This window comes from Agrobacterium sp. 10MFCol1.1, assembly GCF_000381165.1.
Taxonomy (GTDB): Bacteria; Pseudomonadota; Alphaproteobacteria; order Rhizobiales; family Rhizobiaceae; genus Agrobacterium; species Agrobacterium tumefaciens.
Genome location: NZ_KB906075.1, coordinates 22,192 through 44,589, shown reverse-complemented (window position 1 = coordinate 44,589; position 22,398 = coordinate 22,192). Strand labels below are relative to the sequence as shown.

General features: G+C 59.6%; 23 protein-coding genes. 18 read left to right on the top strand and 5 right to left on the bottom strand.

What is annotated here, in order from left to right:
* The first annotated feature begins 101 nt into the window (after positions 1–101).
* The 5 genes from F617_RS0111440 (at position 102) to F617_RS0111420 (ending at position 5,743) form a co-directional block, all read left to right on the top strand.
* Positions 102–1,988, top strand: a complete 1,887-nt coding sequence (locus tag F617_RS0111440) for an ABC transporter ATP-binding protein/permease (RefSeq protein WP_019565372.1) — start codon at positions 102–104, stop codon at positions 1,986–1,988.
* 164 nt (positions 1,989–2,152) lie between these two features.
* Positions 2,153–2,851 carry a phosphatidylserine decarboxylase gene (locus F617_RS0111435; RefSeq protein WP_003512305.1) on the top strand — a complete coding sequence of 233 codons (699 nt, stop codon included), beginning with the start codon at positions 2,153–2,155 and terminating at the stop codon, positions 2,849–2,851.
* Between the two features lie 23 nt (positions 2,852–2,874).
* A complete protein-coding gene (gene pssA, locus F617_RS0111430; RefSeq protein WP_003512304.1) occupies positions 2,875–3,744 on the top strand; it encodes a CDP-diacylglycerol--serine O-phosphatidyltransferase in 870 nt (289 codons plus the stop codon).
* Between the two features lie 172 nt (positions 3,745–3,916).
* Positions 3,917–4,048 carry a hypothetical protein gene (locus F617_RS29030; protein ID WP_003496883.1) on the top strand — a complete coding sequence of 44 codons (132 nt, stop codon included), beginning with the start codon at positions 3,917–3,919 and terminating at the stop codon, positions 4,046–4,048.
* A gap of 402 nt (positions 4,049–4,450) precedes the next feature.
* A complete protein-coding gene (locus F617_RS0111420) occupies positions 4,451–5,743 on the top strand; it encodes a PleD family two-component system response regulator (protein ID WP_013635817.1) in 1,293 nt (430 codons plus the stop codon).
* Positions 5,744–5,818: 75 nt separating this feature from the next.
* Here F617_RS0111420 and F617_RS0111415 read toward each other — a convergent pair whose 3' ends face one another.
* Both F617_RS0111415 and F617_RS0111410 read right to left on the bottom strand, forming a co-directional pair.
* Positions 5,819–6,580 (bottom strand): SOS response-associated peptidase, encoded by a 762-nt coding sequence (locus tag F617_RS0111415; RefSeq protein WP_019565371.1) that lies wholly within the window; start codon positions 6,578–6,580, stop codon positions 5,819–5,821.
* 10 nt (positions 6,581–6,590) lie between these two features.
* The gene (locus tag F617_RS0111410; protein WP_026330795.1) at positions 6,591–6,914 is read right to left on the bottom strand and encodes a YnfA family protein; all 324 of its coding nucleotides are present in this window, start codon (positions 6,912–6,914) and stop codon (positions 6,591–6,593) included.
* 106 nt (positions 6,915–7,020) lie between these two features.
* Here F617_RS0111410 and F617_RS0111405 point away from each other — a divergent pair, with 106 nt between their 5' ends.
* The 9 genes from F617_RS0111405 to F617_RS0111365 all read left to right on the top strand — a co-directional run bounded on the left by F617_RS0111405 (position 7,021) and on the right by F617_RS0111365 (position 13,178).
* Positions 7,021–7,437, top strand: a complete 417-nt coding sequence (locus F617_RS0111405) for an NUDIX hydrolase (protein WP_013635814.1) — start codon at positions 7,021–7,023, stop codon at positions 7,435–7,437.
* Between the two features lie 178 nt (positions 7,438–7,615).
* On the top strand, positions 7,616–8,056 hold the full coding sequence (locus tag F617_RS0111400; protein ID WP_013635813.1) for a TIGR02301 family protein: 441 nt from the start codon (positions 7,616–7,618) through the stop codon (positions 8,054–8,056).
* A gap of 105 nt (positions 8,057–8,161) precedes the next feature.
* On the top strand, positions 8,162–8,419 hold the full coding sequence (locus F617_RS0111395; RefSeq protein WP_003496894.1) for a hypothetical protein: 258 nt from the start codon (positions 8,162–8,164) through the stop codon (positions 8,417–8,419).
* 14 nt (positions 8,420–8,433) lie between these two features.
* On the top strand, positions 8,434–9,201 hold the full coding sequence (locus F617_RS0111390; protein ID WP_026330794.1) for a hypothetical protein: 768 nt from the start codon (positions 8,434–8,436) through the stop codon (positions 9,199–9,201).
* A 190-nt stretch (positions 9,202–9,391) separates the two neighbouring features.
* On the top strand, positions 9,392–10,240 hold the full coding sequence (locus tag F617_RS0111385; protein WP_026330793.1) for a folate-binding protein YgfZ: 849 nt from the start codon (positions 9,392–9,394) through the stop codon (positions 10,238–10,240).
* 2 nt (positions 10,241–10,242) lie between these two features.
* Positions 10,243–10,878 carry a YfbR-like 5'-deoxynucleotidase gene (locus F617_RS0111380; RefSeq protein WP_019565368.1) on the top strand — a complete coding sequence of 212 codons (636 nt, stop codon included), beginning with the start codon at positions 10,243–10,245 and terminating at the stop codon, positions 10,876–10,878.
* Positions 10,875–11,393, top strand: a complete 519-nt coding sequence (locus F617_RS0111375) for a tyrosine phosphatase family protein (protein WP_019565367.1) — start codon at positions 10,875–10,877, stop codon at positions 11,391–11,393. The genes F617_RS0111380 and F617_RS0111375 overlap by 4 nt, the downstream gene beginning before the upstream one ends.
* A gap of 79 nt (positions 11,394–11,472) precedes the next feature.
* Entirely contained in the window at positions 11,473–12,294 is an 822-nt protein-coding gene (locus F617_RS0111370; RefSeq protein WP_019565366.1) for a mechanosensitive ion channel family protein, read from the top strand.
* Between the two features lie 200 nt (positions 12,295–12,494).
* The gene (locus F617_RS0111365) at positions 12,495–13,178 is read left to right on the top strand and encodes a metal-binding protein ZinT (RefSeq protein WP_019565365.1); all 684 of its coding nucleotides are present in this window, start codon (positions 12,495–12,497) and stop codon (positions 13,176–13,178) included.
* Positions 13,179–13,295: 117 nt separating this feature from the next.
* Here F617_RS0111365 and F617_RS0111360 read toward each other — a convergent pair whose 3' ends face one another.
* From F617_RS0111360 to F617_RS0111350, 3 genes are all read right to left on the bottom strand, one after another.
* Complete coding sequence (locus F617_RS0111360; protein WP_003512280.1) at positions 13,296–14,114, bottom strand: ABC transporter permease; 819 nt, start codon at positions 14,112–14,114, stop codon at positions 13,296–13,298.
* A complete protein-coding gene (locus tag F617_RS0111355; RefSeq protein WP_003512279.1) occupies positions 14,111–14,899 on the bottom strand; it encodes an ABC transporter ATP-binding protein in 789 nt (262 codons plus the stop codon). Before F617_RS0111355 ends, F617_RS0111360 begins: the two co-directional genes overlap by 4 nt.
* An 88-nt stretch (positions 14,900–14,987) precedes the next feature.
* Positions 14,988–16,031 (bottom strand): ABC transporter substrate-binding protein, encoded by a 1,044-nt coding sequence (locus F617_RS0111350; protein ID WP_026330792.1) that lies wholly within the window; start codon positions 16,029–16,031, stop codon positions 14,988–14,990.
* Positions 16,032–16,323: 292 nt separating this feature from the next.
* Here F617_RS0111350 and F617_RS0111345 point away from each other — a divergent pair, with 292 nt between their 5' ends.
* The 4 genes from F617_RS0111345 to F617_RS0111330 all read left to right on the top strand — a co-directional run bounded on the left by F617_RS0111345 (position 16,324) and on the right by F617_RS0111330 (position 22,384).
* Entirely contained in the window at positions 16,324–17,877 is a 1,554-nt protein-coding gene (locus F617_RS0111345) for a VOC family protein (protein WP_026330791.1), read from the top strand.
* A gap of 241 nt (positions 17,878–18,118) precedes the next feature.
* Positions 18,119–20,890, top strand: a complete 2,772-nt coding sequence (locus F617_RS0111340) for a DUF2339 domain-containing protein (protein ID WP_019565361.1) — start codon at positions 18,119–18,121, stop codon at positions 20,888–20,890.
* Complete coding sequence (locus F617_RS0111335) at positions 20,887–21,531, top strand: HD domain-containing protein (RefSeq protein ID WP_019565360.1); 645 nt, start codon at positions 20,887–20,889, stop codon at positions 21,529–21,531. The genes F617_RS0111340 and F617_RS0111335 overlap by 4 nt, the downstream gene beginning before the upstream one ends.
* Positions 21,532–21,541: 10 nt before the next feature.
* Positions 21,542–22,384, top strand: a complete 843-nt coding sequence (locus F617_RS0111330) for an MOSC domain-containing protein (RefSeq protein WP_013635801.1) — start codon at positions 21,542–21,544, stop codon at positions 22,382–22,384.
* The last annotated feature ends 14 nt before the right edge of the window (positions 22,385–22,398 follow it).

Here is a 22,398-nt window from a genome sequence, read left to right as displayed (position 1 = left end):
GACATTGCGGTGACCCCGCAACAACCCTACCTGTGACAAGCACGGCGGCTTTCTAGAGCCGCCGCCCTGCTGTCGGCTTCCGGCAGTGCCCGGAGCAAATGATGGCCACCAAGAAAAAAACCATTTCGGCGGATTCCAGCAATCCCACGCAGACCCTCATCAACCTCTGGCCCTACATGTGGCCGGAAGGCCGCCTTGACCTGAAAATGCGGGTAATCTGGGCGACGGCGTTTCTCGTTGTCGCCAAGCTGGTGCTGATCCTCGTTCCCTATTTCTTCAAATGGGCAACGGATGCGCTGAACGGCAAGCTGGACATGGTCGGGCTGGTTCCGGCCTTCCTGCTCGGTGCTGTCGCGCTTGTCATCGCCTATAATCTGACGCGGCTGATACAGGTCGGGCTCAACCAGCTGCGCGATTCGCTGTTTGCCAGCGTCGGCCAGCATGCCGTGCGCCAGCTCGCCTATAGAACCTTCGTGCACATGCACCGGCTTTCCCTGCGCTTCCATCTGGAGCGCAAGACCGGCGGGCTTTCACGGGTTATCGAGCGTGGGACCAAGGGCATCGAAACCATTGTCCGTTTCACCATTCTCAACACCGCACCGACCTTCATCGAATTCCTGCTGACGGCGATCATTTTCTGGACCTCCTACGGCTTTTCCTATGTGCTGGTCACGGTTGTCACCGTGTGGGCCTATATCTGGTTCACCGTGCGGGCCAGCAACTGGCGCATCTCCATTCGCCGCGCCATGAACGACAGCGATACCGACGCCAACACCAAGGCGATCGATTCACTGTTGAACTTCGAAACCGTCAAATATTTCGGCAATGAGGAGATGGAGGCGAAGCGCTTTGACGTCGCCATGGAGCGTTACGAAAAATCGGCGATCTCGATATGGACGTCGCTCGGCTGGCTGAACTTCGGCCAGGGCGTGATCTTCGGCATCGGCTCCACTGTCATGATGGTGATGTCGGCGATGGCCGTGCAACGCGGCGAGCAGACCATCGGCGATTTCGTGTTCATCAACGCGCTCCTGCTGCAGCTTTCGGTACCGCTGAACTTCATCGGTTTCGTCTATCGTGAAATTCGCCAGGGATTGACCGACATCGAACAGATGTTCGAACTTCTCGAGGTCGAGGCCGAGGTTACCGACAGGGCGGATGCGAAGCCGCTTGTGGCCGGACCGGGTGCCATTTCCTTCCGCGACGTGCATTTCGCCTACGATCCGGAAAGACCGATCCTGAAGGGCATTTCCTTCGATGTGCCTGCGGGCAAGACGGTGGCGATCGTCGGTCCTTCGGGTGCCGGAAAATCGACGATCTCGCGGTTGCTTTATCGTTTCTACGATATTCAGGAAGGCGCCGTCACCATCGACGGGCAGGACATTCGCCACGTGACGCAAAAGAGCCTGCGCTCGATGATCGGCATGGTGCCGCAGGATACCGTGCTGTTCAACGATACGCTCGCCTACAACATCCGTTACGGACGCCCTTCGGCAACGACCGAGGAGGTCACGGCAGCGGCGGATGCGGCCCAGATCAGCGCTTTCATCGGCAAACTGCCGGAGGGTTACGCCACCATGGTTGGCGAACGGGGCTTGAAACTTTCCGGCGGCGAAAAGCAGCGCGTGGCGATTGCGCGAACCATTCTGAAAGCGCCGCCGATCCTCATTCTCGATGAAGCGACCTCTGCGCTGGACACCCACACGGAACAGGAAATCCAGAGCGCGCTTGATATCGTTTCGAAAAACCGCACGACGCTGGTCATCGCCCACCGCCTCTCCACCGTCATCAGCGCTGATGAAATCATCGTGCTGAAGGAAGGTTTGATCGCCGAGCGCGGAACCCACGCCTCGCTGATGGCACAGAACGGGCTTTATGCCTCGATGTGGAGCCGCCAGCGCGAAGCCATCCGGGCAGAGGAAATGCTGCGCCATGTTCGCGAAACCGACGATCTTGGCGTTGTTGACCGCGGCGAACCCGCGCATTGACGGGCATAAACCCCTGACAACAGGGCGGCACACCAACCGGACCATTGCCGGGCGGGGAGTTTGGCTGTAACCAGCTAAGCGAACTTTGTCGCATGCCCGTATGGATGATGTCGTATCACGACCATATAAAGACGCGGCAGGCGGAAACCGGAGCAAGGAAACTTATGAATCTGTTCGACACCATTCGCAACACCATCGTACCGATCCACAAGGAAGGCTACGTCTTCGTGGCCGCCTTCTTCGTGGCATCGCTGGTGCTCGGCTGGATATCCGAACCGCTGTTCTGGGTCGGTCTGGTGCTGACGGCCTGGTGCGCCTACTTCTTCCGCGACCCCGAGCGCGTGACGCCGCAGGATGACGACCTGATCATCAGCCCTGCCGATGGCAAGGTGTCCGCCATCCAGACCGTAGTTCCGCCGCTGGAGCTGGAACTCGGCAAGGAGCCGATGGTGCGCATTTCGGTGTTCATGAACGTGTTCAACTGCCATGTGAACCGCGCACCCGTGCGCGGCCGCATCGTCAATGTCGCCTACCGCCCCGGCCTCTTCCTCAATGCGGAAGTGGACAAGGCCTCCGAAGACAATGAGCGCAACGGCCTCGTCATCGAGACAGCGCATGGCAAGGTTGGCGTGGTGCAGATTGCCGGCATGGTCGCCCGCCGTATCGTCTGCTGGGTCAAGCCGAATGAACCAGTTGATGCCGGCGAGCGTTTCGGTCTTATCCGTTTCGGTTCGCGCCTCGATATCTTCCTTCCCGAAGGTTTTCAGCCGCGCGTTTCGGTGGGCCAGACGGCAATTGCCGGCGAAACGGTTCTGGCCGAGTTCGGCTCCGCCAAGGGTCCGGTCCTTAGCCGTCGCGGCTGACGAAAACAGGAAGGGCATGCGCCATGGAAACGCCGATCTCGGAGCCGCAACAGAACGGAAAACATGAGGGTCGCAACGACAGCGGCCGTGGGCCGCGCCTGAGGGAAATTCCCTTTCGCCTCGTAATACCCAACCTCATCACCGTTCTGGCCATCTGCGCGGGCCTGAGCGGCGTGCGCCTCGCCATTGAAGGCCGGTTCGAGCTGGCCGTGGGCATGGTGCTGCTTGCCGCCTTCCTCGACGGCATCGACGGGCGCATCGCCCGGATGATGAAGGCGACATCCAAATTCGGCGAACAGATGGATAGTCTGGCCGACATCGTCAATTTCGGCGTCGCCCCTGCCCTCGTCGTCTATATCTATATGCTCGATCAGGCGCGTTCGATCGGCTGGATCGCCGCCCTCATCTACGTGATTGCCGCAGGCCTTCGTCTGGCGCGCTTCAATGTCATGATCGAGCGCCCGGTGAAGGCGCCGTGGCAGAACGAATTTTTCGTGGGCGTTCCGGCGCCGATGGGCGCCATGCTGGTGCTTCTGCCTGTTTATCTCGGCTTCCTTGGTGTCGAGCCGGGCAAGCCCTTCGCCTATATCGCCGCCGCCTACACCGTGTTGATCGGTTATCTTCTCATCAGCCGCCTGCCTGTCTGGTCGGGGAAGTCAGGTACCAGCCGCATTCGCCGCGATCTGGTGCTGCCGATGATCCTCGTCGTCGTGCTTTACGTCGCGATGCTGATGAGCTTCACCTGGGAGGTACTGGTTCTGACGGTTGCTGCCTATCTCGTGTTCATCCCCATCAGCGCCCGCCTCTGGCACCGCCGTTATGGCACGCTGACGATTGAGGAAGACGCGCATGACGACGCCAATGGCGGCAACGGCCTCGATCGCGGTATTTGAAACCGCAGGTATTATTTTTCTCCCACGAACCGTCGTTTGACGTGACACAAAATGTCGCAGCCCGAAAAGCGGGCTTCGCTTTCTTTCGCCTCGAATCCGTCAAGATTACCCACGAAAGAAGTAGCTCACACGCATCGAAACGGCGATTGACGTGAATTGTGGAGAAAGAGAAATGACGAACGAGACGAAGGCACAGCCGCAGGCGAAGCCCGACCTCAACAGCCACTACCGACCGCTCGGACTGAAGGCCGTTGCGGCCGCAGCCCTGATGCTGAAGCGCAAGCCCGCCGCCAAAACTGCTTGAAAAAATTCGCTTTTCTTGAAAGCACAGCATCCAAGGCCTCGCAGACTTTGCGATGGTAACGGTCAATCCGAAAAAACATCCGGTTAAATGTGCGGCGCTAATATTAGCGCCGTCTCCATTTGTGCGGCCCCCATCGAGAACCGCATAACCGGCCTGTTTTATAAAACTTCCCGATCTGTAACGAAGCTGCAACCAAAACGAAGTAAAGTATTCGACTTCCACGGGACGACTGTACGGATAGTCTCGCATCGACTACTGAGCATCAAAAAAATTTCTACTTTAGCGATTCTTCCTGCTACAGCGAACAAGGCCGATTTTCGATGCCGTTGACAGGCGGTATCGGACCAATTCGGATGTTGCGGGAAAACCAACGAAGACGGGCCATGGGGGGCTTCATACGGCATGCAGGATAAAATCCTTCTGATTGAAGATTCCGTTGCTCTTTCCATGCTGCTGAAGTCGCGGCTTTCGGAGGAAACGCCAGCCGAAGTGATCCATTGTGACAGCATGGCGCAGGCCGATATTCTGCTGCGCGCCCATGATTTCACGCTGGCACTCACCGGTCTCAATCTGCCCGATGCGCCGAAGGGTGAAATTCTCGCACTTCTTGCCGACCACAAGGTGCCGGCGATCGTCTTCACCGCCACGGTGGATGAGGAGGCGCGCAAGCGCTACGCCGAAAAGAAGATCATCGACTACATCGTCAAGGATGGCCATCGCACCGTTGATGCCGTGGTGAAAACGGTCGACCGGATTTTGACCAACAGACTGTTTTCCGTGCTGGTAGTGGATGACGTGCGGACGGCGCGTTCCGGCCTCGTGGAAATCCTCGAACGGCAGAATTTCAGGGTCAGCGAAGCCCATTCTGGCAAGCAGGCGCTGGAAATCCTGTCGCAGGACCCATCGATTCAGCTCGTCATCACCGATTACCATATGCCTGACATGGACGGCTACGAGCTGACGCGCCGCATCCGCGACAGCCGTTCCTCGGAAGACCTGCGGGTCATCGGCATCTCGTCCTCCACGGACCGGCTGCTTTCGGCAAGCTTCCTCAAGGCCGGGGCATCGGATTTCGTCTACCGTCCCTTCGTACCGGAAGAATTGCAGTGCCGCATCGACAACAATATCGAAACGCTGAAACAGCTGAAACGGCTGCGTGAACTGGCAGAGCGGGATCATCTCACCGGATTGCCGAACCGCCGCTCCTTCTTCGAGCGTACGCGGGCACTGATGGACGTCATCAACGACAATGACGAGAACGGCGCAGTCGCCATTCTCGACATCGACCATTTCAAGAAGATCAACGACACACTGGGGCATGATGCCGGCGACAGGGCGCTGAAGAAGCTTGCCGAACTGCTGCACGACATGTGCCATGAGCAGCGCCACATTCCCGCGCGCCTTGGCGGCGAGGAATTCGCCGTGTTCCTGCGTGGGCTCAATGCGCATGCCGCCTATCAATTCTGCGAAGAGCTGCGCGGTGCCGTCGAAAAGAACGGCCGCCAGCTGAGCGGCAGCAGCCTGGCGCTGACGATTTCGCTCGGCGTCGTGGAAATCGAAAAGGGCGAACCCTTCGACAATCAGCTCAATGCCGCAGACCAACTGCTCTACCTCGCCAAGGCGAACGGCCGCAACCGCGTCTATTCCGACATCATGATCCAGGAAGGCCTGCAGAAAATCGGGCGGAACGGGTAAGACGGGCGCAGGATGGGCAACTGTGGAGTGACCGGGTCGACCCGCGATGACCAGCCTCGAATGCCAGCAAGCACATCAGAACAATGACATCTGGCCATCATCCTTAGGTAGCCTCATTTTCGCGAGCGGCGCGCTTTCCGGCACCGGCTCGATAAGGTCAGCGCCGACATTGGCGACCTTGTTGACCTTGTCCGATACCGGGATCATCTCGAAAAAATCATCCTGAACCGAGCGCATCAGGTCGGCCACCTCGCGCGGCTCCTGCGTCTTGCAATCCAGCCAGCGGCTGAAATCCTCCGGCGCGATTACCACCGGCATACGGTCGTGAATGCGGCCGATTGCGGCGTTGGCAGCGGTGGTTAGGATGGCGCCGGTATCGACCTCGGACCCGTCAGCGGAAGACCACGTCTCCATGAGGCCGGCAAAGGCGACGATGCCGCCGTTCTTCGGGCGGATGAAATAGGGCTGCGGCTTGCCGCCCTCCTCCTTCGGCGGGCGCCGCCATTCGTAAAAGCCGGTGGCAGGCACCAGCACGCGGCGATGGCGCATGGCAGCTCGAAAGGATGCCTTGCCGATGGCCGTTTCCGAACGCGCATTGATGAGGAGGGGAAAATCCTTCAGGTCCTTGACCCAGCCGGGCAGAAAACCCCAACGCACCAGCATGGCCCGCCGGTTGGGCAGGTTACTGCCGCGCTCCTGCCGTTCACCCTCCAGCACGATCAGGATCGGCTGTGTGGGCGCGATGTTGAAACGGGCAGGAAAATCTTCAAGGCCGATCAGGTCAAGATAATCGGCAATCTCTTCCGGTGTCGCTTTGAGTACGAAACGTCCGCACATCGTCTGCTCCTCAGGCCCGGGGACCGAATAAAATGATAGCCGTGCCCGCGAGGCAGACGGCACCGCCAGCGATATCCCATCTATCCGGTACTTGCCCCTCAACGCCCCAGAGCCAGAGAAGCGATGCGGCAATGTAAATCCCGCCATAGGCGGCATAGGCCCTGCCCGCGGTCTCGGTCGGCACAAGCGTCAAAGCCCAGGCGAAAGCGGCGAGCGCCAGCATGCCTGGCAGCAATATCCAGCCCGTCTTGCCAAGCTTCAGCCAGGCCCAGAAGGAAAAGCAACCGGCGATTTCCGCAACAGCCGCCAGGGCATAAATAAGATAGACCTTCATTCCACCGTCTTCTGCGTGCACAATCGATCCGATTCTCGAATATACCATCGGTATTCCCGGACCAATATAGACAGGCCCAAGACGGCTGAAACAAGCGAAACCATTCATGACCCTTCGTATCAAGCCCCGCCCCGCCTCCTCCGCCATCGTCCGGAATGGAGATCGGCTGCTGCTCGTGCGCCGTATAAATCCGCCGTCGAAAGACATGTTCGCATTTCCGGGCGGGCGCGGCGAAGAGGGTGAAACGCCAGCCGAGACGGCGCTGCGCGAACTTCAGGAGGAAACCGGTATCGTCGCGCGTAAACCGCAGCTGTTTGCGACCTATGACCTGCCGTCGCACGACCCCGAGGGTGCGCTGACGAGCCACTATTTCCTCTCCGTCTTTACCGTGGAAACGGATGCGGACCCGGCGGTGACGGCGGCCGACGACGCGGCGGATGCGGGCTGGTTCACATTGTCGGAAATCCGCCGGTTGCCGGCACCGGAAAGCGTCGTCGAATGCGCCGAGCGGCTGCTTGCATGATTGCCAGCCAGCCAGAATCGCTATTATCTAGAGGATGTCGCGCAACACTGTGCAGCAGTTTTGCGATAACGAGATGATATAGACCTAAAGCTGACGGGGCGGTCTGAAAGGCCGCGATGGCTTCAGGACCAATCCGCCCGCCGGGTGTTCACGAGTATGTGTGGGGCAGAATAAAATTTTGATACGGCCAACCATTTTCCTGTCTTTTTTCCTGACCATGCTTGCACCCGCCGGGCAAGACGGCGTCGCTCATGCGCAGTCTTCGAAGGCTGCTTCCAGTGAGGTTCGCCCGCCGGAAGCACAACCGCCCAAACCCGCTCCCTATGACGACAGGCTGGCACGGCTGTCGGAGATATTGGGGGCGGTGCAATATCTGAGAACCCTGTGCCCTTCCTCCGGTCCGGAGGACTGGCGCAAATCGATGAGCGATCTTCTGGCGGCCGATACGGCCAACGAACCTGAAAGGCGCCAGCGCATGACGGCTGCATTCAACCGTGGATATCGTTCCTTTGCGGCCATCCACAGCAGTTGCACACGCGCCGCCGTCATGGCAGAAGAGGGCTACCGTAACGAAGGGGCAACACTCGCCCAGGAAATTGCGTCCAGGTTCGGAAATTAGCGGATTGTTAACCTCTTTTCGCCGCAGCCCGTGCCGTTTTGATAAAAGGCTGCTAGTGTTGTTAACAGGGTGGTAAGGACTTGCCCGCCCTGTCGAGGATGAAAAATGCAGACGAGCCGTAACGAAATCGACGACATGATCGTGCATGAAAAGATGCAGGTCGCTCTGGAACACCAGAACGAGGCATGGGCTGACGGCATGGCCGACGGCATCGAGCCGGAGATCATCGCCGATGCCGCAATCGCTCTGGCCATGCGCGAAACCATCCGTATGCACGGCGAAGCCGGTGCTGAAGCAATGCTGGAATCGCTGCGCCAGCGCATGCTTGAAGGCGAATTTTCCCCGCAGCGCGTGATACAGTAAAGTCGGGGTCTGTCATGTCTTGCCTGAGCAAGGGGCTTTTGCGCTCTTCCGCCATGCTGTCCATCTTGGCTGCCTTGACCGCCGGGTCCATTGGCTTGCCCAGCCGCGCCTTTGCGCTTTCCGAGCTGAAACCCGCACAAAATACCGAAGGCGAGCCGCAAGCCCAAAGTGGCGAACAGCCGCAACGGCCCCAGGCTCCTGAGCCCGACGAGATCGAAGGTGATTCGGACGGCATTCCCCTGCCCGACCCTCTGGTCGACCGTTCCGCCGGTCAATCGACCCAGCAACCCGCCAAGCCGGGCAATACGCCGGAAATGTCGGTCGTTATCGAGCATGATATTTCAAAGGCGCCGGAAGCTGTACGCAAGCTTCGCCAGCAGATCATCGACGCCGCCTCGTCGGGCGATATCGAAAAACTGCGGCCTTTCATCGCCGCCAGCGACAAGCAGTTCCGTATCGACGGCAATGACAGCGACGACCCGATCGCAGCGCTGAAAAGCTATTCCGGCGATCCGGACGGTCTGGAAGTGCTGGCGATCATCATCGATCTGCTTTCCACGGGTTATGCCCATGTCGACGCCGGCACCCCGGATGAAGCCTATGTTTTCCCCTATTTCTCCGGAAAGCCGCTCAATACGCTGACCGCGCCGGAAAAGGTCGAGCTGCTGCGCATCATCACGGCGGGCGATCTGGCTGATATGCAGGAATACGGTAATTACAGCTTTTACCGCATCGGCATTTCGCCCGATGGCAAGTGGAAGTTCTTCACCGCCGGCGATTGATCGCGCGGCGGTGCTTGCCGTTCTTTTGCAAAAATCCTAACTGTGCGGCATGAGCAATTCAGCAGAAGCGCGTCGCGGTTCTGCAAATGGAACTGCGCGAAAACAAAAAGAGAGCATTTCGGCAGATTGCCTCGGGCAGCCCTCAGCGACCCTGGCCGGAAATGCTTTCGATGAACCGAACGGTGATGCCATGCCTTCCGCCTTTCTTGCCGACCGCCGCCTGATTAGAGTTTCCGGCACGGGTGCCGAAGAGTTTCTGAACAATCTGATCACGGCCGATGTTGAAAACCTGCCGCAAGGCGAGGCGCGCGCCTCGGCACTTCTGACGCCGCAGGGCAAGATCCTGTTCGATTTCCTGATCGCGCGCGATGGGCCGGATTATCTGATCGAATCGGGCGCTGCCGAACAGGATGCGCTGCTGCGCCGCCTGACCATGTACAAGCTTCGCGCGCCCGTCGATCTCAAGGCCGAACCGATAGAAGGTGTCAGCGTTTTCTGGAGCGAAAGCGTGCCGGAGGCGGGCGCGAAGGACGGCCGTTTCGACAAGGCCGGCATCAATCTGTTCCGCGTGCCGGGTGCTTCGGCCTCGGGCGACATAACGGCATATGATGCCCTGCGCATTGAGTACGGAATTGCCGAATCCGGCCGGGATTACGCGTTGCAGGATGCTTTTCCGCATGATGTGCTGATGGATGTGAACGACGGCGTCTCGTTCAAAAAGGGTTGCTTCGTCGGTCAGGAAGTCGTCTCGCGCATGAAACATCGCGGCACGGCAAGACGGCGGGTCGTCACCGTTTCGGCTGAAAGCGCCCTTCCCGCGACCGGAACTGAAATCACCGCCAATGGAAAAACGGTCGGGGCGCTTGGAACCGTTTGCGGCAACACGGGACTTGCCATCGTGCGGACAGACCGCGTTGCCGATGCGCTCGCCTCCGCCACGCCGCTCATTGCCGAGAATGTTCCCGTGACTGTGGCCTTGCCGGCCTGGAGCGGCATCTCCTTCCCCGTCGTCGATCCTGCGGTACAGGCGGAGGAATAGGCGTGGCGCCCGCTAAAAGTCCGCGCGCCTGGCAGCGCATGCTTTCTGGACGGCGGCTCGACCTGCTCGACCCCTCACCGCTCGACGTAGAAATCGCCGATATCGCCCATGGTCTTGCCCGCGTCGCCCGCTGGAATGGCCAGACGCGCGGCGATCACGCCTTCTCCGTCGCCCAGCATAGCCTCATCGTCGAAAACATTTTCTGCCGCATGTGTGCGAATGCTACGCCCGACGATATGCAGATGGCGCTTTTGCACGACGCCCCGGAATATGTCATCGGCGACATGATATCGCCGTTCAAATCAGTGGTCGGCGGCGGTTATAAAACCGTGGAGAAAAGGCTGGAAGCGGCCGTGCATCTGCGCTTTGGCCTGCCGCCGCATGCCTCGCGCGAACTGAAAGACCGCATCAAGAAAGCCGATACGGTTGCCGCCTTTTTCGAGGCGACGGAGCTTGCCGGTTTTTCCATTGCCGAGGCACAGAAATTCTTCGGCCTGCCGCGCGGCATCACCCGCGATATGTTCGACATTATCCCGCTTCCCTCGACCGAGGCGCAGAAGCGGTTCATTGAACGCTTCGAGGCGATCGAGGCGATGCGCGTGGTCAAAACCGGCAACGCGGCTGGAGGGGTTAAATGACTTCCATCGTCGTATCGCCGTTGTCGCGAATTGCGGAAATGGCCGTGAAGCACAAAGCCCGTGAAATGGTGACGCTGATCGCAAAGGAGCAGACCTTTCACCGCCCGGCGGTGATCTCAGCCGAAAGGCACCTGACCCTTGCGATGAATGACATCAGCTTCAAGGGCACCGGCGATCTCATCGCGCCTGACGATGCGCATGTGCTGCGGCTGATCGATTTCGCCCGCGAATGGGACCAGTCCGCACCGCTTCTCATCCATTGCTGGATGGGCGTGTCGCGCTCTCCTGCCGCAGCCGTCATTGCAGCACTCAGCCTTTATCCGGATCAGGACGAGATGGCGCTTGCGCTCAGCCTGCGCACCGCATCACCCTATGCCACCCCCAATGCCCGCATCATCGCAATCGGGGACCGGTTGCTTGGGCGGGATGGCAGGCTGGTGGCGGCAATCAAGACGATCGGCAGGGGCGCGGATACGGACGGCAACGTACCCTTCGTGCTGCCTCTCTCCAACTGACGGCTCCGTTTTTGGCGGAACCCCTGCGGGATCCAGTCGTTACCAAAGTAGAACAGCAATAAGAATCACGGGATAATTCATGGAACAACAGGCAACGGATATCATCGTCGCATCGCAGGCAGCGGTACGGCAGGCGAGCACGCTGGCGGTGCAATATTCCTTTTCGATCATCGGTGCGCTGCTGCTTCTGATCATCGGCTGGCTGGCCGCGACTTTCCTGCAGCGCTGGGCTTTTCAGGGCCTGTCCCGCATCCGCGGCTTCGATGCGACGCTTGCCGGTTTCTTCGCAGGTGCCATCCGCTACGTGGTGCTTATTCTGGTGCTGGTCATGGTGCTTGGCCAGTTTGGTGTACAGACGGCCTCCATTCTTGCGGCACTCGGCGCTGCCGGCCTCGCCATCGGCCTGGCACTTCAGGGCACATTGCAGAACATCGCCGCCGGCATCATGCTTCTGGTGCTGCGTCCCTTCCGGGTTGGCGAATATATCGAGACTGGCGCCGTGAGCGGCACGGTGATCGAAATCGGCCTGTTTGCGACCGAGCTTAAAACCAGCGATGGGCTTTACCGCCTTGCGCCAAATTCCACCCTGTGGAACGTGCCAATCACCAATTACAGCCGCTTTCCCTCACGCCGCCACGAATTGAGCCTGACGGTTAAGAGCGACGAGGATCTGGCTGCGGCGCAGGACATGCTGATGCGTGTGGTGCGCTCGGAAAGCCGGGTACTGCTGGACCCCGCCCCCGTTACCTTCGTCGATTCTGTCAGCGCAGACAGCGCCACGGTGAAATTGCGCTACTGGGCGCGTAGCGACAATTACTTCGCAACCACGCGTGACGTGACGAAGGCAATGAAGCTCGCTTTCGATGAGCGCAAGGCGGAATTAACCGCACAAACCGCGTGAATTGAGAGCGTCCCAGCCGCTCCCTTCCCCATGCAACTTTTTCCCATATGAAAGCCGGCCATGAGCCGGCTTTCACCTTTTTTTGCGCAAGGGTGGCGGCAGGCGCTCTTGCGTCTGGCGAAGGACGTGTTTATACGACCTATGCGTAATGTTATTACATAACTTACCCTTCGATTTATAACCACATAAGGGCCAGAAGAATGCAAAAAACCATCACCCGCGTCACCGGCGCGCTTGCAATCGGTTCCATGCTGCTGATGACAGCCCCGGCACTGGCGGCCGGAAAAGACAAGACGTCCACCGCGCATAGTCACAGCCACGATCACAGCCATAGCCAGACCGAAGCCGAGAAACAGATCTACAAGGGTTACTTCGAGGATGCGCAGGTGAAGCCACGCATGCTTTCAGACTGGGAAGGTGACTGGCAGTCAGTCTATCCCTATCTGCTGAACGGTTCTCTCGATGGGATCATGGCGGAGAAGGCAGCCCACGGCGACAAGACAGCAGCCGAATATCGTGCCTATTACGAAATTGGCTACAAAACGGATGTCAATCGCATCACCATCAAGGGCGACAACGTGGCGTTTTATAAGGAAGGCAAACCAACGCAAGGCACTTATGTCAGCGACGGCCAGGAAATCCTGACCTACAAGAAGGGTAATCGCGGCGTGCGGTACATCTTCAAAAAGACCGGCGGCGATGCGGATGCACCGCAATTCATTCAGTTCAGCGATCACACCATCGCGCCTAAAAAAGCCGGCCATTACCACCTCTACTGGGGCAATGACCGCAAGGCGCTTCTGGACGAGGTGACCAATTGGCCAACCTATTATCCGTTCCAGATGGATGGCCCTGAGATCGTCGAGGAAATGGCGGCGCATTAAGACCGCACTCTTCCTGGTTTTCCGCAGCCTGTGGTCAAACCTTGAATTGTCACGATTTCGCCTTCCCCCCAGTGGGGAGAAGGCAACCAATGCGAGTTGATACGGCCCTTTCCCCGCTTACTGCCCCATGGTCGAGCGATGCGCCCAGCCGGTCATGCGCTTTTCGAGCCAGGCCATGATCGCATACATGACGATACCTTCCACGGCGAGCATCAACAGACCGGCAAAGACCAGTGGCACGTTGAACTGGCTTTGCGCCGAACTCATCATATTACCGAGGCCATAATTGGAGGCGACGGTTTCCGATACGACCGAGCCGACGAAGGCGAGCGTGATGGCGATTTTCAGCGAGCCGAAGAAGTAAGGCATGGAGCGCGGAATGCCGACCTTCAGCATGATATCCATCTTCCTGGCGCCAAGTGCGCGCAGCACGTCCTCAGTTTCCGGCTCGATGGTGGCCAAACCGGTCGCGACGTTGACGACGATGGGGAAGAAGGAAATCAGGAACGCAGTCAGAACCGCGGGAACAGTGCCGATGCCGAACCAGATGACGAGGATCGGCACCAACGCCACTTTGGGGATGGCATTAAAACCGATCATCAGCGGATAAAGCCCGGCATAGATGGTTTTCGACCAGCCGATAAAGAGGCCGATGGCGAGACCCGCCGCGACGGCAATCGCAAAACCGAGCGTGGTGGTATAGAGCGTCTGCAGTGAGTTCTTCCAGATCGGCGACCAATATTGCACGATGGCCTGCCCCACACGCACGGGCGATGGCAGAATGGTTGGCGGCATTTTCAGCGCGTAAACCAGCAATTCCCACATTGCAAACAGCGCCAGCGTATATAGCCAGGGGGCGGCCTTCACCCAGTTGACCCGGGCGATCAGCGGTTTCGACGGCGCGGTTGCCATGCTGCTTTCCACAAACGCACTCATGCCGCCACCCTCGCCTGCGCTATCTCGCCATGCAGTTCCTGCACCATGTCGTTGAAACCCTTGTCATACATGATATCCAGCTGGCGCGGTCGCGCAAAAGGCACGCGGTGTTCCGCCAGCACGCGGCCCGGCCTTGCACTCATCACGAAAATCTTGTCGGCGAGAAAGGTCGCTTCGCGCAGATCGTGCGTCACCAGAATGATGGTAACCCGCTGCGCCGTATGCAGATCGCGGATGACACACCACAGTTCCTCGCGGGTAAAGGCGTCGAGCGCGCCGAAGGGCTCATCCAGCATGAGAAGGTCCGGCTCGTGGATCAATGCGCGGCAGAGATTGGCGCGTTGCTGCATGCCGCCGGAAAGCTGCCAGGGGAACTTCGAGCCGAAGCCTTTGAGGCCGACGATTTCCAGCAGGCGTTCGGCTTTGGCGACATATTCGGCCTTATGCGCGCGCAGACGCCGGCGGTGCTTCTCGACGATCTCCAGCGGCAGCAGGATATTTTCGAGCGTAGTGCGCCAGGGCAGCATCGTCGGGTTCTGAAACGCCATGCCGACAATGGAAACCGGTTCCGTGACCTGCCGCCCGGCAACGATGACATTGCCCTTTTGCGGAATGTGCAGCCCCGTTACCAGCTTCATCAGGGTCGACTTGCCGCAGCCCGACGGGCCGACGACAGCAGCGAATTCCCCCTTGTCGACCGTCAGGTTGAGGCCGGATACAGCCAGCGTTCCGGCCGCCCCGCCGTAACGCATGTCGACATTGTCTATTTCCACAAGATGTGACATCGCAGTCCCCTTTTCAGCCCCCCATGCTATTTAAAAATTGCAAACCGCCCGGACCGGCAAGCGATCCGGGCGGTCGCCGTGACATCAATCAGGGAAGCATGCGCTCTTCCTTGGGCGGCAGGTAAGCCGCGTCGAAGACCTGCTCTGCCTTGACGTTACCTTTCAGACCCATGGAAACTTTCAGGGTCTCGAGGGAGGCAGCAAGCCGGGCCGGATCGACGCCGCCCATGCCATTTTCCACCACATAGGGCGTCTTGATGTTCATGCTGTTGGCCATGTTGAGGCGTTCCAGCTCAATCGCGCTGTCGAGCGTCTCGTTACGCTTGAGCACGGCCGCCACACCCTCTTCAGGGGCCTTGACGGAATCGGCGAAGCCCTTGGCCAGCGCCTTGAGGAAACCCTTGACGGCATCAGGGTTTTTCTCAGCAAAATCAGTGTTTACCAGCACGGCATTGCCATAAAGATTCAAGCCATGCTCGGCCATCAGGATGGTCGAGATATCGTCATCGGCAATGCCCTGTTTTTTCAGGTTGAGGATCACCGAAAAGGCAAAACCGAAGACGCCGTCGACATCGCCCTTGGCGAGCATTGGCTCACGCACCGGAAAGCCGATCGATTCGATCTTGATCTTGCTGTCGTCCAGCCCCGCGACCTGCTTGAAGGCTGGCCATTGCGCAAAAGCGCCATCCGGCGGCGGCGCGCCGAGCTTCTTGCCTTCCAGCGACTTCGGGTCGCCAGTCACACCAAGCGACTTGCGGCCCACGACAGCAAATGTCGGGCGTTCATAGACCATGTAAACGGCCTTGACCTTCTGGCTCGGATCCTCATCGAGGAACTTGATCACCGAATTGATGTCGCCGAAACCCATCTGGTAAGCGCCGGTTGCCACGCGCGGAATGGCCTCCACCGAGCCGTTACCGCTGTCGATCGTCACGTCGAGGCCTTCGGCCTTGAAGTATCCCTTGTCCAACGCCAGCAGGAAACCTGCTGCAGGTCCCTCGAATTTCCAGTCGAGCGTGAATTTCACCGGCGTTTCGGCATGGGCGCTCGTTACCGGCAGCGACAGCCCGGCAACGGCACCGACTGCAGCAATGGCCAGAGCTCTCGACAACAACCTACGCGTTAATATCATCTGTTCCCCCTGATGGTTATGGTTGGATTGGTTGCATAAGACCCAATTCCAGCCATCAAGGCAAGATAAAATTGCATACAAAATAGCCGTTATTTTGTATGCTTATTTTAAAGGCATTCATGGTCAACCGGCAGGCAAAAAGCCCGATTTTTGCCCATCCCGCATGCAACGAAGCGACAGCAATATCGTTCACGCAGCGAACACAGCGTTCTCACTTGCCGGGGTTGCGGATCAGGCGCAGCGTGGGACAAATAGGGCCACAAACAGCAGGCAAAACGGCGGGGACGGCAAGATGAATTCTGCACTGGGCATACACCACATCACGATGATCACCCGGAAGGTGCAGGCGAATGTCGATTTTTACGCCGGCTTTCTGGGCTTAAGGCTCGTCAAACGCACTGCCGGTTTTGAAGATGCCATGCAGCTTCACCTGCTTTACGGCGACGGAAACGCCTCGCCCGGCTCGCTTTTGACCTTCCTCGTCTGGGAAGACGGTGGGCAGGGCCGCGTGGGTTATGGCCAGACGCTGGAAGTTTCACTGGCGATCGACCCTGCCAGCATTGGTTTCTGGCTGACGCGCGCGCTGAAATTCGGCATCCGCGCCGAGGGCCCATCCGACGAATTCGGAACCCCTGTCATCCGGTTGAAAGACCCTGACGGCCTGATCGTCAAGCTGGTCGGCACGAACGCCTTCGCCGATGCCACGCCGCATGTGACAAACGACATCCCGGCAGAAGACGCCATTCGCCGGATTTATGGCGCGACGATGCTGAGCGAGGTGCCGGAAGAAACCGTGGCGTTCCTTACAAGATATTTCGGCTACCGGCAGGAAAGCCAGACAGGCGCGATCCGCCGGCTCATATCGCAAAGCGGCGACATCATCGACGTGCGCGACGCGACCGGCTTCTGGTCCAGCGCCCCGGGCACCGGCACTGTTGACCACATCGCTTTCCGCGCGAAGGATCTGGAAGAGTTGAACGCGGTTCTGGCCGAGCTGAAATCGCTGAATTCCAGCAGCACGAATGCCCACGACCGAAAATATTTCCACTCGCTTTATGTCCGTGAACCGGGCGGCGTGCTGATTGAAATGGCGACCGACGCTCCCGGCATGACCGTGGACGAACCGCTGGAGGCACTCGGCGAAAATTTGTTCATCCCGCCACTCTTCATGAAGGACGAAGCGGATGTGCGCGTTGCGCTGCCGCAATTTTCGATGCCGGGCGAAGAACGTATCGTCTATCGCGACCTGCCCTTCGTGCACCGCTTCTATACGCCCGAGAAGCCGGATGGCAGCACCATCATCCTGCTGCACGGTTCCGGCGGCAGTGAAACCAGCCTGATGCCGCTGGCGCACCGGGCTGCTCCGGGCGCCACGCTTCTCGGCGTCCGTGGCCGCAGCACGGAGGAAGACATCGCCCGCTGGTTCAGGCGTCTGCCTGATTTCAGCTTCGACCAGAAGGATATCGTCTCGGAAGCGGAAGCCTTTGCCGCCTTCATTGACGGCGCCATTCGGTCCTATGGTCTGGATCGTTCGAAACTGCGCTTCATCGGCCATTCCAACGGCGCAAATTTCTATGCGGCCTTTGCGGCACTCTACCCGGAGCTTGCCGGGGATGCGCTGCTTTATCGCCCGTTGCCGATTCTCGATAGATGGCCGGAAAGTGATCTTACCGGACGCAACTTCCTGCTCGTAGCCGGAGAACGCGACAAATATCGCGACAGAGCGGCAGATGTGCAAGGCAGGCTTGTGGCCGGCGGCGCGCGGGCAGAAGTGCAAATGATCGATGACGGTCACGATCTTGGGTTTGCCGATATCGAAGCGGCACGGCACTGGCTTGCGGCGTGACATCTGACGATACTACGTTGCCTCGCGGTTTAGTCTCCCCCGCCGGCCAGAAAGCCACGGCAGCGGTATAAGGGGCAAAGGCCGCGAGATTGGGCAACGTTTTCCCCTCATCCGACCCTTCGGGCCACCGTCTCCCCGGCGGGCAGAAGAAACAAACGGCAACCTCCCGCATCCCTCAACCAAGCCTTGCATAAATTCGCCAAAACGGCTTTAAAAACAGCTTAGTAATTGGAGAGTCTGTTTGGAAATCCCGTTTCTCATCCTCGCCGTCATCGCAGCCTTCATCTATACGCTGGTCGCAAGCATCCGCAATTCAAGCCGCATCAAGTCGCTGGAGCGTGAGGTTCACGGCCTGAAGCGGCTGATGGCCACCGGGGCGGCCTCTCCTCTTGCCGCACAGGCGGAGGCGGATGCAGCCGCGGAAAACCCGGATTTCAGGGCGGAAGAAGAAGATCGGGCTTTGCCGGAAGACGAGTTCGTCGAAACGGAATATCCGTCCGAAACCGAAATGGCCGCGGCCATGGCGCCGGCGGAGAACCTTGCCAGCGCGGAAGAGACAAGTGCGCTTTCCACTGAGGCCGCATCCGCGTCAGCCCCGAAGGAAAGCTTCGAAAGTCTGCTGGGCGCACGCTGGGCAGTGTGGGCAGGTGGGCTGGCGCTGGCGCTCGGCGGCATTTTCCTGATCAAATATTCGATCGAGTCTGGGCTCCTTAGCCCGGCCGTGCGGCTTTCGCTCGCCGCCATTTTCGGCCTCGGTCTCGGTCTTGCCGGCGAAGCAATCCGCCGCAGGGCCGTGCCGGGCATCGCCACCACCTATTCCAACGCCATGATACCTGGCGTGCTGACGGCAGCGGGTGCACTGACGCTGTTCGGCGTTATCTATGCCGCCTACGGCATTTACGACTACATAAGCCCCACCACCGCTTTCATCCTGCTCGGGCTTGTCGCCTTCGCCACTATTGGCCTTTCACTTCTGCACGGGCAGGCGCTCGCCGGTCTTGGCCTTTTGGGTTCGATGCTGACGCCTGCGCTGATTTCCACTGAAACCCCGAATATCTGGGCGCTCTTCGTCTTCCTCACCATATCCTGGCTCGCGACAGCAGCTGCTGCGCGCAGGCAGCGCTGGACCGTGGCTCCCTCGCTTGCCAATGCCGGTCTCGGCCTCTGGGCGCTCGGCTATATCGCCATCGCCGACACGATCAGTGCCGCACCTCCGGTCCTTGCGCTGCTCGTCATGCTGGCGGGTACGATCTTCCTCTGGCCCGGACGCTATTTCGACACAGCACCTGCCGAAACGGGAGAAACCGTAACTTCCGGGCGGCGCGCCGTTCGCGCCATGCGGCTTTTGCTGCGCCCTTCGCTTGCCATCAATCTCACCGTCTCAATGGCCGTGATCCTGCCGGCATTCAGCCTTCTCGTCATCGGCGCCGGTATCGACCTTCATCCGGCCGTGATTGTCTCAGCGCTCATCGCAGGGCTGGCGGCCCTTGGTGCTTCCTGCCGCAACGCGGTCTGGCCCGCCATGATCGCAGCACTTGGTGCGCAGGCTGCGGTCTCGGTGATGTCTCGCTCCGGGCTCGATTTCATTGGCATCATCAACGATACCTCGATTGCGCTGCCGCCGGTGCGAACCGGCTACATGGCTGAAATCGCCATGGCGCTTGGTCTTGGCGCCATTCTTTTGCTCTGCGGTTTTTCCTTCCTGAAACGCAAGGGCGCGGACGATCCGGATTTCGCCCAGCTCTGGGCGGGGATTGCAGCTCTCTTCCCGGTCTGGCTCGGAACCGCGAGCTTCGTCGAATATGGAAATCTCGGTCGTGACTGGCTGCACGCAGCCTATGGCCTCGGCCTCGGTTTCGTGCTGATCGCCGCTGCCGAATGGCTGCACCGACAAAACAACGAGGCCTATCGCAAGCCGCTCAACATCCTCGTGCTCGGCTCCTTTGCCGCATTCGCGCTAAGCCTGCACACGCTGACTGAGGGGCTTACGACAACCATACTGCTTTCCGTCATCGGTTTCGGTTATGTGCTGGCAACCCGCCAGCGCAAATGGGATGTGCTGCCCTGGGTCATGGCGGTGGCAAGTGTTGCCGTTCTTGGCCGCATCGCCTGGGAGCCGACCATCGTCGGGCCGCAAAATCTTGGGCTCACGCCGGTCTTCAACGCGCTTCTGCCGGGTTACGGCATTCCGGCGCTGCTAGCTATCGTCTCCGCCTGGATGCTGCGCGACTGGCCGAGCTTCCGGGCAAAGAACTTCCTGCAGGCCATCGCCAGCCTGATGGGCCTGCTGGCGGTCGCAATCCTCATCCGCCATGCGATGAATGGCGGCACACTGGACGAAAGCGTGCCGACGCTTGGCGAACAGTCGATCTATACGCTGCTGACCATCGGTTTTTCAGGCGTACTGATGACGCTCGATTTGAAGAGCCCCAGCCCCGTCTTCCGTTACGGCTCGATGATTGCAGGCGTTATCGCCGTCATCAACGTGCTGGTGATGCATTTCTTCACGCTGAACCCCTATTTCACCGGCGAAAATACCGGCCGCATCCCGTTCCTCAACCTGCTGCTGATCGGTTACCTGCTGCCGGCGCTTGCCTATGGCGGCCTTGCCTATTACGCACGCGGCAAGCGGCCTGCAGCCTATGTCAGCCTGCTGGCCGTGGCGGGTGCCGCACTTGGCTTTGCCTGGGCCACGCTTTCGGTCCGCCGCTTCTGGCAGGGTGAAAACATTGCCAACTGGAAAGGCTTCCTGCAGGGCGAGACCTACAGCTACTCGGTGGTCTGGCTGTTGATCGGCGTATTGCTGCTCATCGTCGGTTCGCGCTTCAATGCCCGCAGCCTGCGCCTGGCATCCGCCGCCTTCGTGCTGATCTCCGTCGCCAAGGCGTTCCTGATCGACATGAGCAATCTTGAGGGCGTGCTGCGGGCGCTGTCCTTCATCGGGCTTGGCGCCGTGCTGATCGGTATCGGTCTGTTCTATCAGAAAATCCTCACCCGGCAGCCGAAGACATGATCCCGGCTGAGGCTTTTGCGCCCTATGAGGCGCTTGCGCAGGACCTTATCCCGCATGCCGCCGATGCGGGCGACGGCTCGCACGATCTTGCCCATATCCACCGCGTCTTCCGCAACGCCATGCGCATCCATGCGGGCGAAGGCGGCGATGGCACGGTGCTTGCGGCCAGCGTGCTTTTGCATGATTGCGTGGCGGTGGAGAAGAACTCGCCGCTTCGCGCGCAGGCCTCACGCCTTGCGGCGGAAAAAGCCTCCGGCATTCTGGCCGGGCTTGGCTGGCGTCAGGCCGATATTGACGCCGCCGCGCATGCCATCACCACACATAGTTTTTCCGCCAATATCGAGCCGCAGACGCTGGAGGCAAAGATCCTTCAGGATGCCGACCGGCTGGACGCCATCGGCATGGTGGGTGCTGCGCGTTGCTTTTACATTGCCGGACGCATGGGTTCGGCGCTCTACGACCCGGCCGATCCACTGGCAAAGGACCGTCCGCTTGATGATCGCGCCTTCGCCATCGACCATTTCGAAACCAAGCTGTTCAAGCTTGCGGATGGTTTCCGCACCGAAACCGGGCGAGAACTGGCAAAGGCCCGCCATGAGCGGCTGAAACAGGTGCTGGACCTGTTTCTCGACGAAATCTGAGGAGACCTGAATGCGTGTGACCGAACTCAACATCTACCCGCTGAAAAGCGCGCGCGGCATTGTCCTCTCGAAAAGCGATGTTTCGGCGGAAGGCCTGCCCGGCGACCGGCGCGCCATGCTGACCGACCCTTCGGGCCACTTCATCACCCAGCGCGAATTGCCTGATATTGCCACGGTTCTGGCACAGCACGCGGATGGCGGCATGGTGCTTTCGCGGGAAGCAGGTGGCGAGATTTTCGCCAGGCCTTCCGGGCAGCGCATGGATGTGGCCGTGTGGAAATCGATCGTCAGCGCCAATATCGCCGATAGCGAAACCAACGACACATTGTCTGAGTGGCTTGGGCGCGAGGTGAAGCTGGTGTTCTTCGACGACATCGCAAAACGCATCGCGAGCCTCGAATGGACCGGCAACGAAACGCCCGTCACCTTTGCGGACGGTTACCAGATCCTCGTCACCACCACCGCTTCACTTGCAGCCCTTAACGACAATATGCGTGCAAATGGCGAGGACGCCGTTGGCATGGAGCGGTTCCGGCCCAATATCGTGCTGGAAACGGACGAGCCGTGGGCGGAGGATCGCTGGGCGGCGATCGAGATCGGCGGCATTCGTTTCGACCTCGTCAAGCCCTGTGCCCGCTGCATCATGACGACGCAGGACCAGATAACCGGCTCGCGCGATGTACCTTCCCCCATGAAGGCCATGGGCCGCATCCGCATGTCCGGCGACCGGCGCGTACCCGGCCCGCTCTTCGGCTGGAATGTCACACCGCGCGGCGAAGGCAGGCTAGCTGTTGGCGATGTGGCAAAGGTAGTCGAGGAACGGCCGGACGGCTGGGCGATCAAGAGGCGTTAAGCTGCCGGGCGATG

What these genes read in the sequence shown, in the direction of transcription:
- F617_RS0111350 (WP_026330792.1), bottom strand. Translation starts at nt 16,031, where the DNA reads ATGATATTAACGCGTAGGTTGTTGTCGAGAGCTCTGGCCATTGCTGCA.
- F617_RS0111395 (WP_003496894.1), top strand. Translation starts at nt 8,162, where the DNA reads ATGCAGACGAGCCGTAACGAAATCGACGACATGATCGTGCATGAAAAG.
- F617_RS0111390 (WP_026330794.1), top strand. Translation starts at nt 8,434, where the DNA reads ATGTCTTGCCTGAGCAAGGGGCTTTTGCGCTCTTCCGCCATGCTGTCC.
- F617_RS0111415 (WP_019565371.1), bottom strand. Translation starts at nt 6,580, where the DNA reads ATGTGCGGACGTTTCGTACTCAAAGCGACACCGGAAGAGATTGCCGAT.
- F617_RS0111345 (WP_026330791.1), top strand. Translation starts at nt 16,324, where the DNA reads ATGAATTCTGCACTGGGCATACACCACATCACGATGATCACCCGGAAG.
- F617_RS0111335 (WP_019565360.1), top strand. Translation starts at nt 20,887, where the DNA reads ATGATCCCGGCTGAGGCTTTTGCGCCCTATGAGGCGCTTGCGCAGGAC.
- F617_RS0111330 (WP_013635801.1), top strand. Translation starts at nt 21,542, where the DNA reads ATGCGTGTGACCGAACTCAACATCTACCCGCTGAAAAGCGCGCGCGGC.
- F617_RS0111405 (WP_013635814.1), top strand. Translation starts at nt 7,021, where the DNA reads ATGACCCTTCGTATCAAGCCCCGCCCCGCCTCCTCCGCCATCGTCCGG.
- F617_RS0111440 (WP_019565372.1), top strand. Translation starts at nt 102, where the DNA reads ATGGCCACCAAGAAAAAAACCATTTCGGCGGATTCCAGCAATCCCACG.
- F617_RS0111375 (WP_019565367.1), top strand. Translation starts at nt 10,875, where the DNA reads ATGACTTCCATCGTCGTATCGCCGTTGTCGCGAATTGCGGAAATGGCC.
- F617_RS0111410 (WP_026330795.1), bottom strand. Translation starts at nt 6,914, where the DNA reads ATGAAGGTCTATCTTATTTATGCCCTGGCGGCTGTTGCGGAAATCGCC.
- F617_RS0111420 (WP_013635817.1), top strand. Translation starts at nt 4,451, where the DNA reads ATGCAGGATAAAATCCTTCTGATTGAAGATTCCGTTGCTCTTTCCATG.
- F617_RS0111365 (WP_019565365.1), top strand. Translation starts at nt 12,495, where the DNA reads ATGCAAAAAACCATCACCCGCGTCACCGGCGCGCTTGCAATCGGTTCC.
- F617_RS0111360 (WP_003512280.1), bottom strand. Translation starts at nt 14,114, where the DNA reads ATGAGTGCGTTTGTGGAAAGCAGCATGGCAACCGCGCCGTCGAAACCG.
- F617_RS0111385 (WP_026330793.1), top strand. Translation starts at nt 9,392, where the DNA reads ATGCCTTCCGCCTTTCTTGCCGACCGCCGCCTGATTAGAGTTTCCGGC.
- F617_RS0111370 (WP_019565366.1), top strand. Translation starts at nt 11,473, where the DNA reads ATGGAACAACAGGCAACGGATATCATCGTCGCATCGCAGGCAGCGGTA.
- F617_RS0111435 (WP_003512305.1), top strand. Translation starts at nt 2,153, where the DNA reads ATGAATCTGTTCGACACCATTCGCAACACCATCGTACCGATCCACAAG.
- F617_RS0111355 (WP_003512279.1), bottom strand. Translation starts at nt 14,899, where the DNA reads ATGTCACATCTTGTGGAAATAGACAATGTCGACATGCGTTACGGCGGG.
- F617_RS29030 (WP_003496883.1), top strand. Translation starts at nt 3,917, where the DNA reads ATGACGAACGAGACGAAGGCACAGCCGCAGGCGAAGCCCGACCTCAAC.
- pssA (WP_003512304.1), top strand. Translation starts at nt 2,875, where the DNA reads ATGGAAACGCCGATCTCGGAGCCGCAACAGAACGGAAAACATGAGGGT.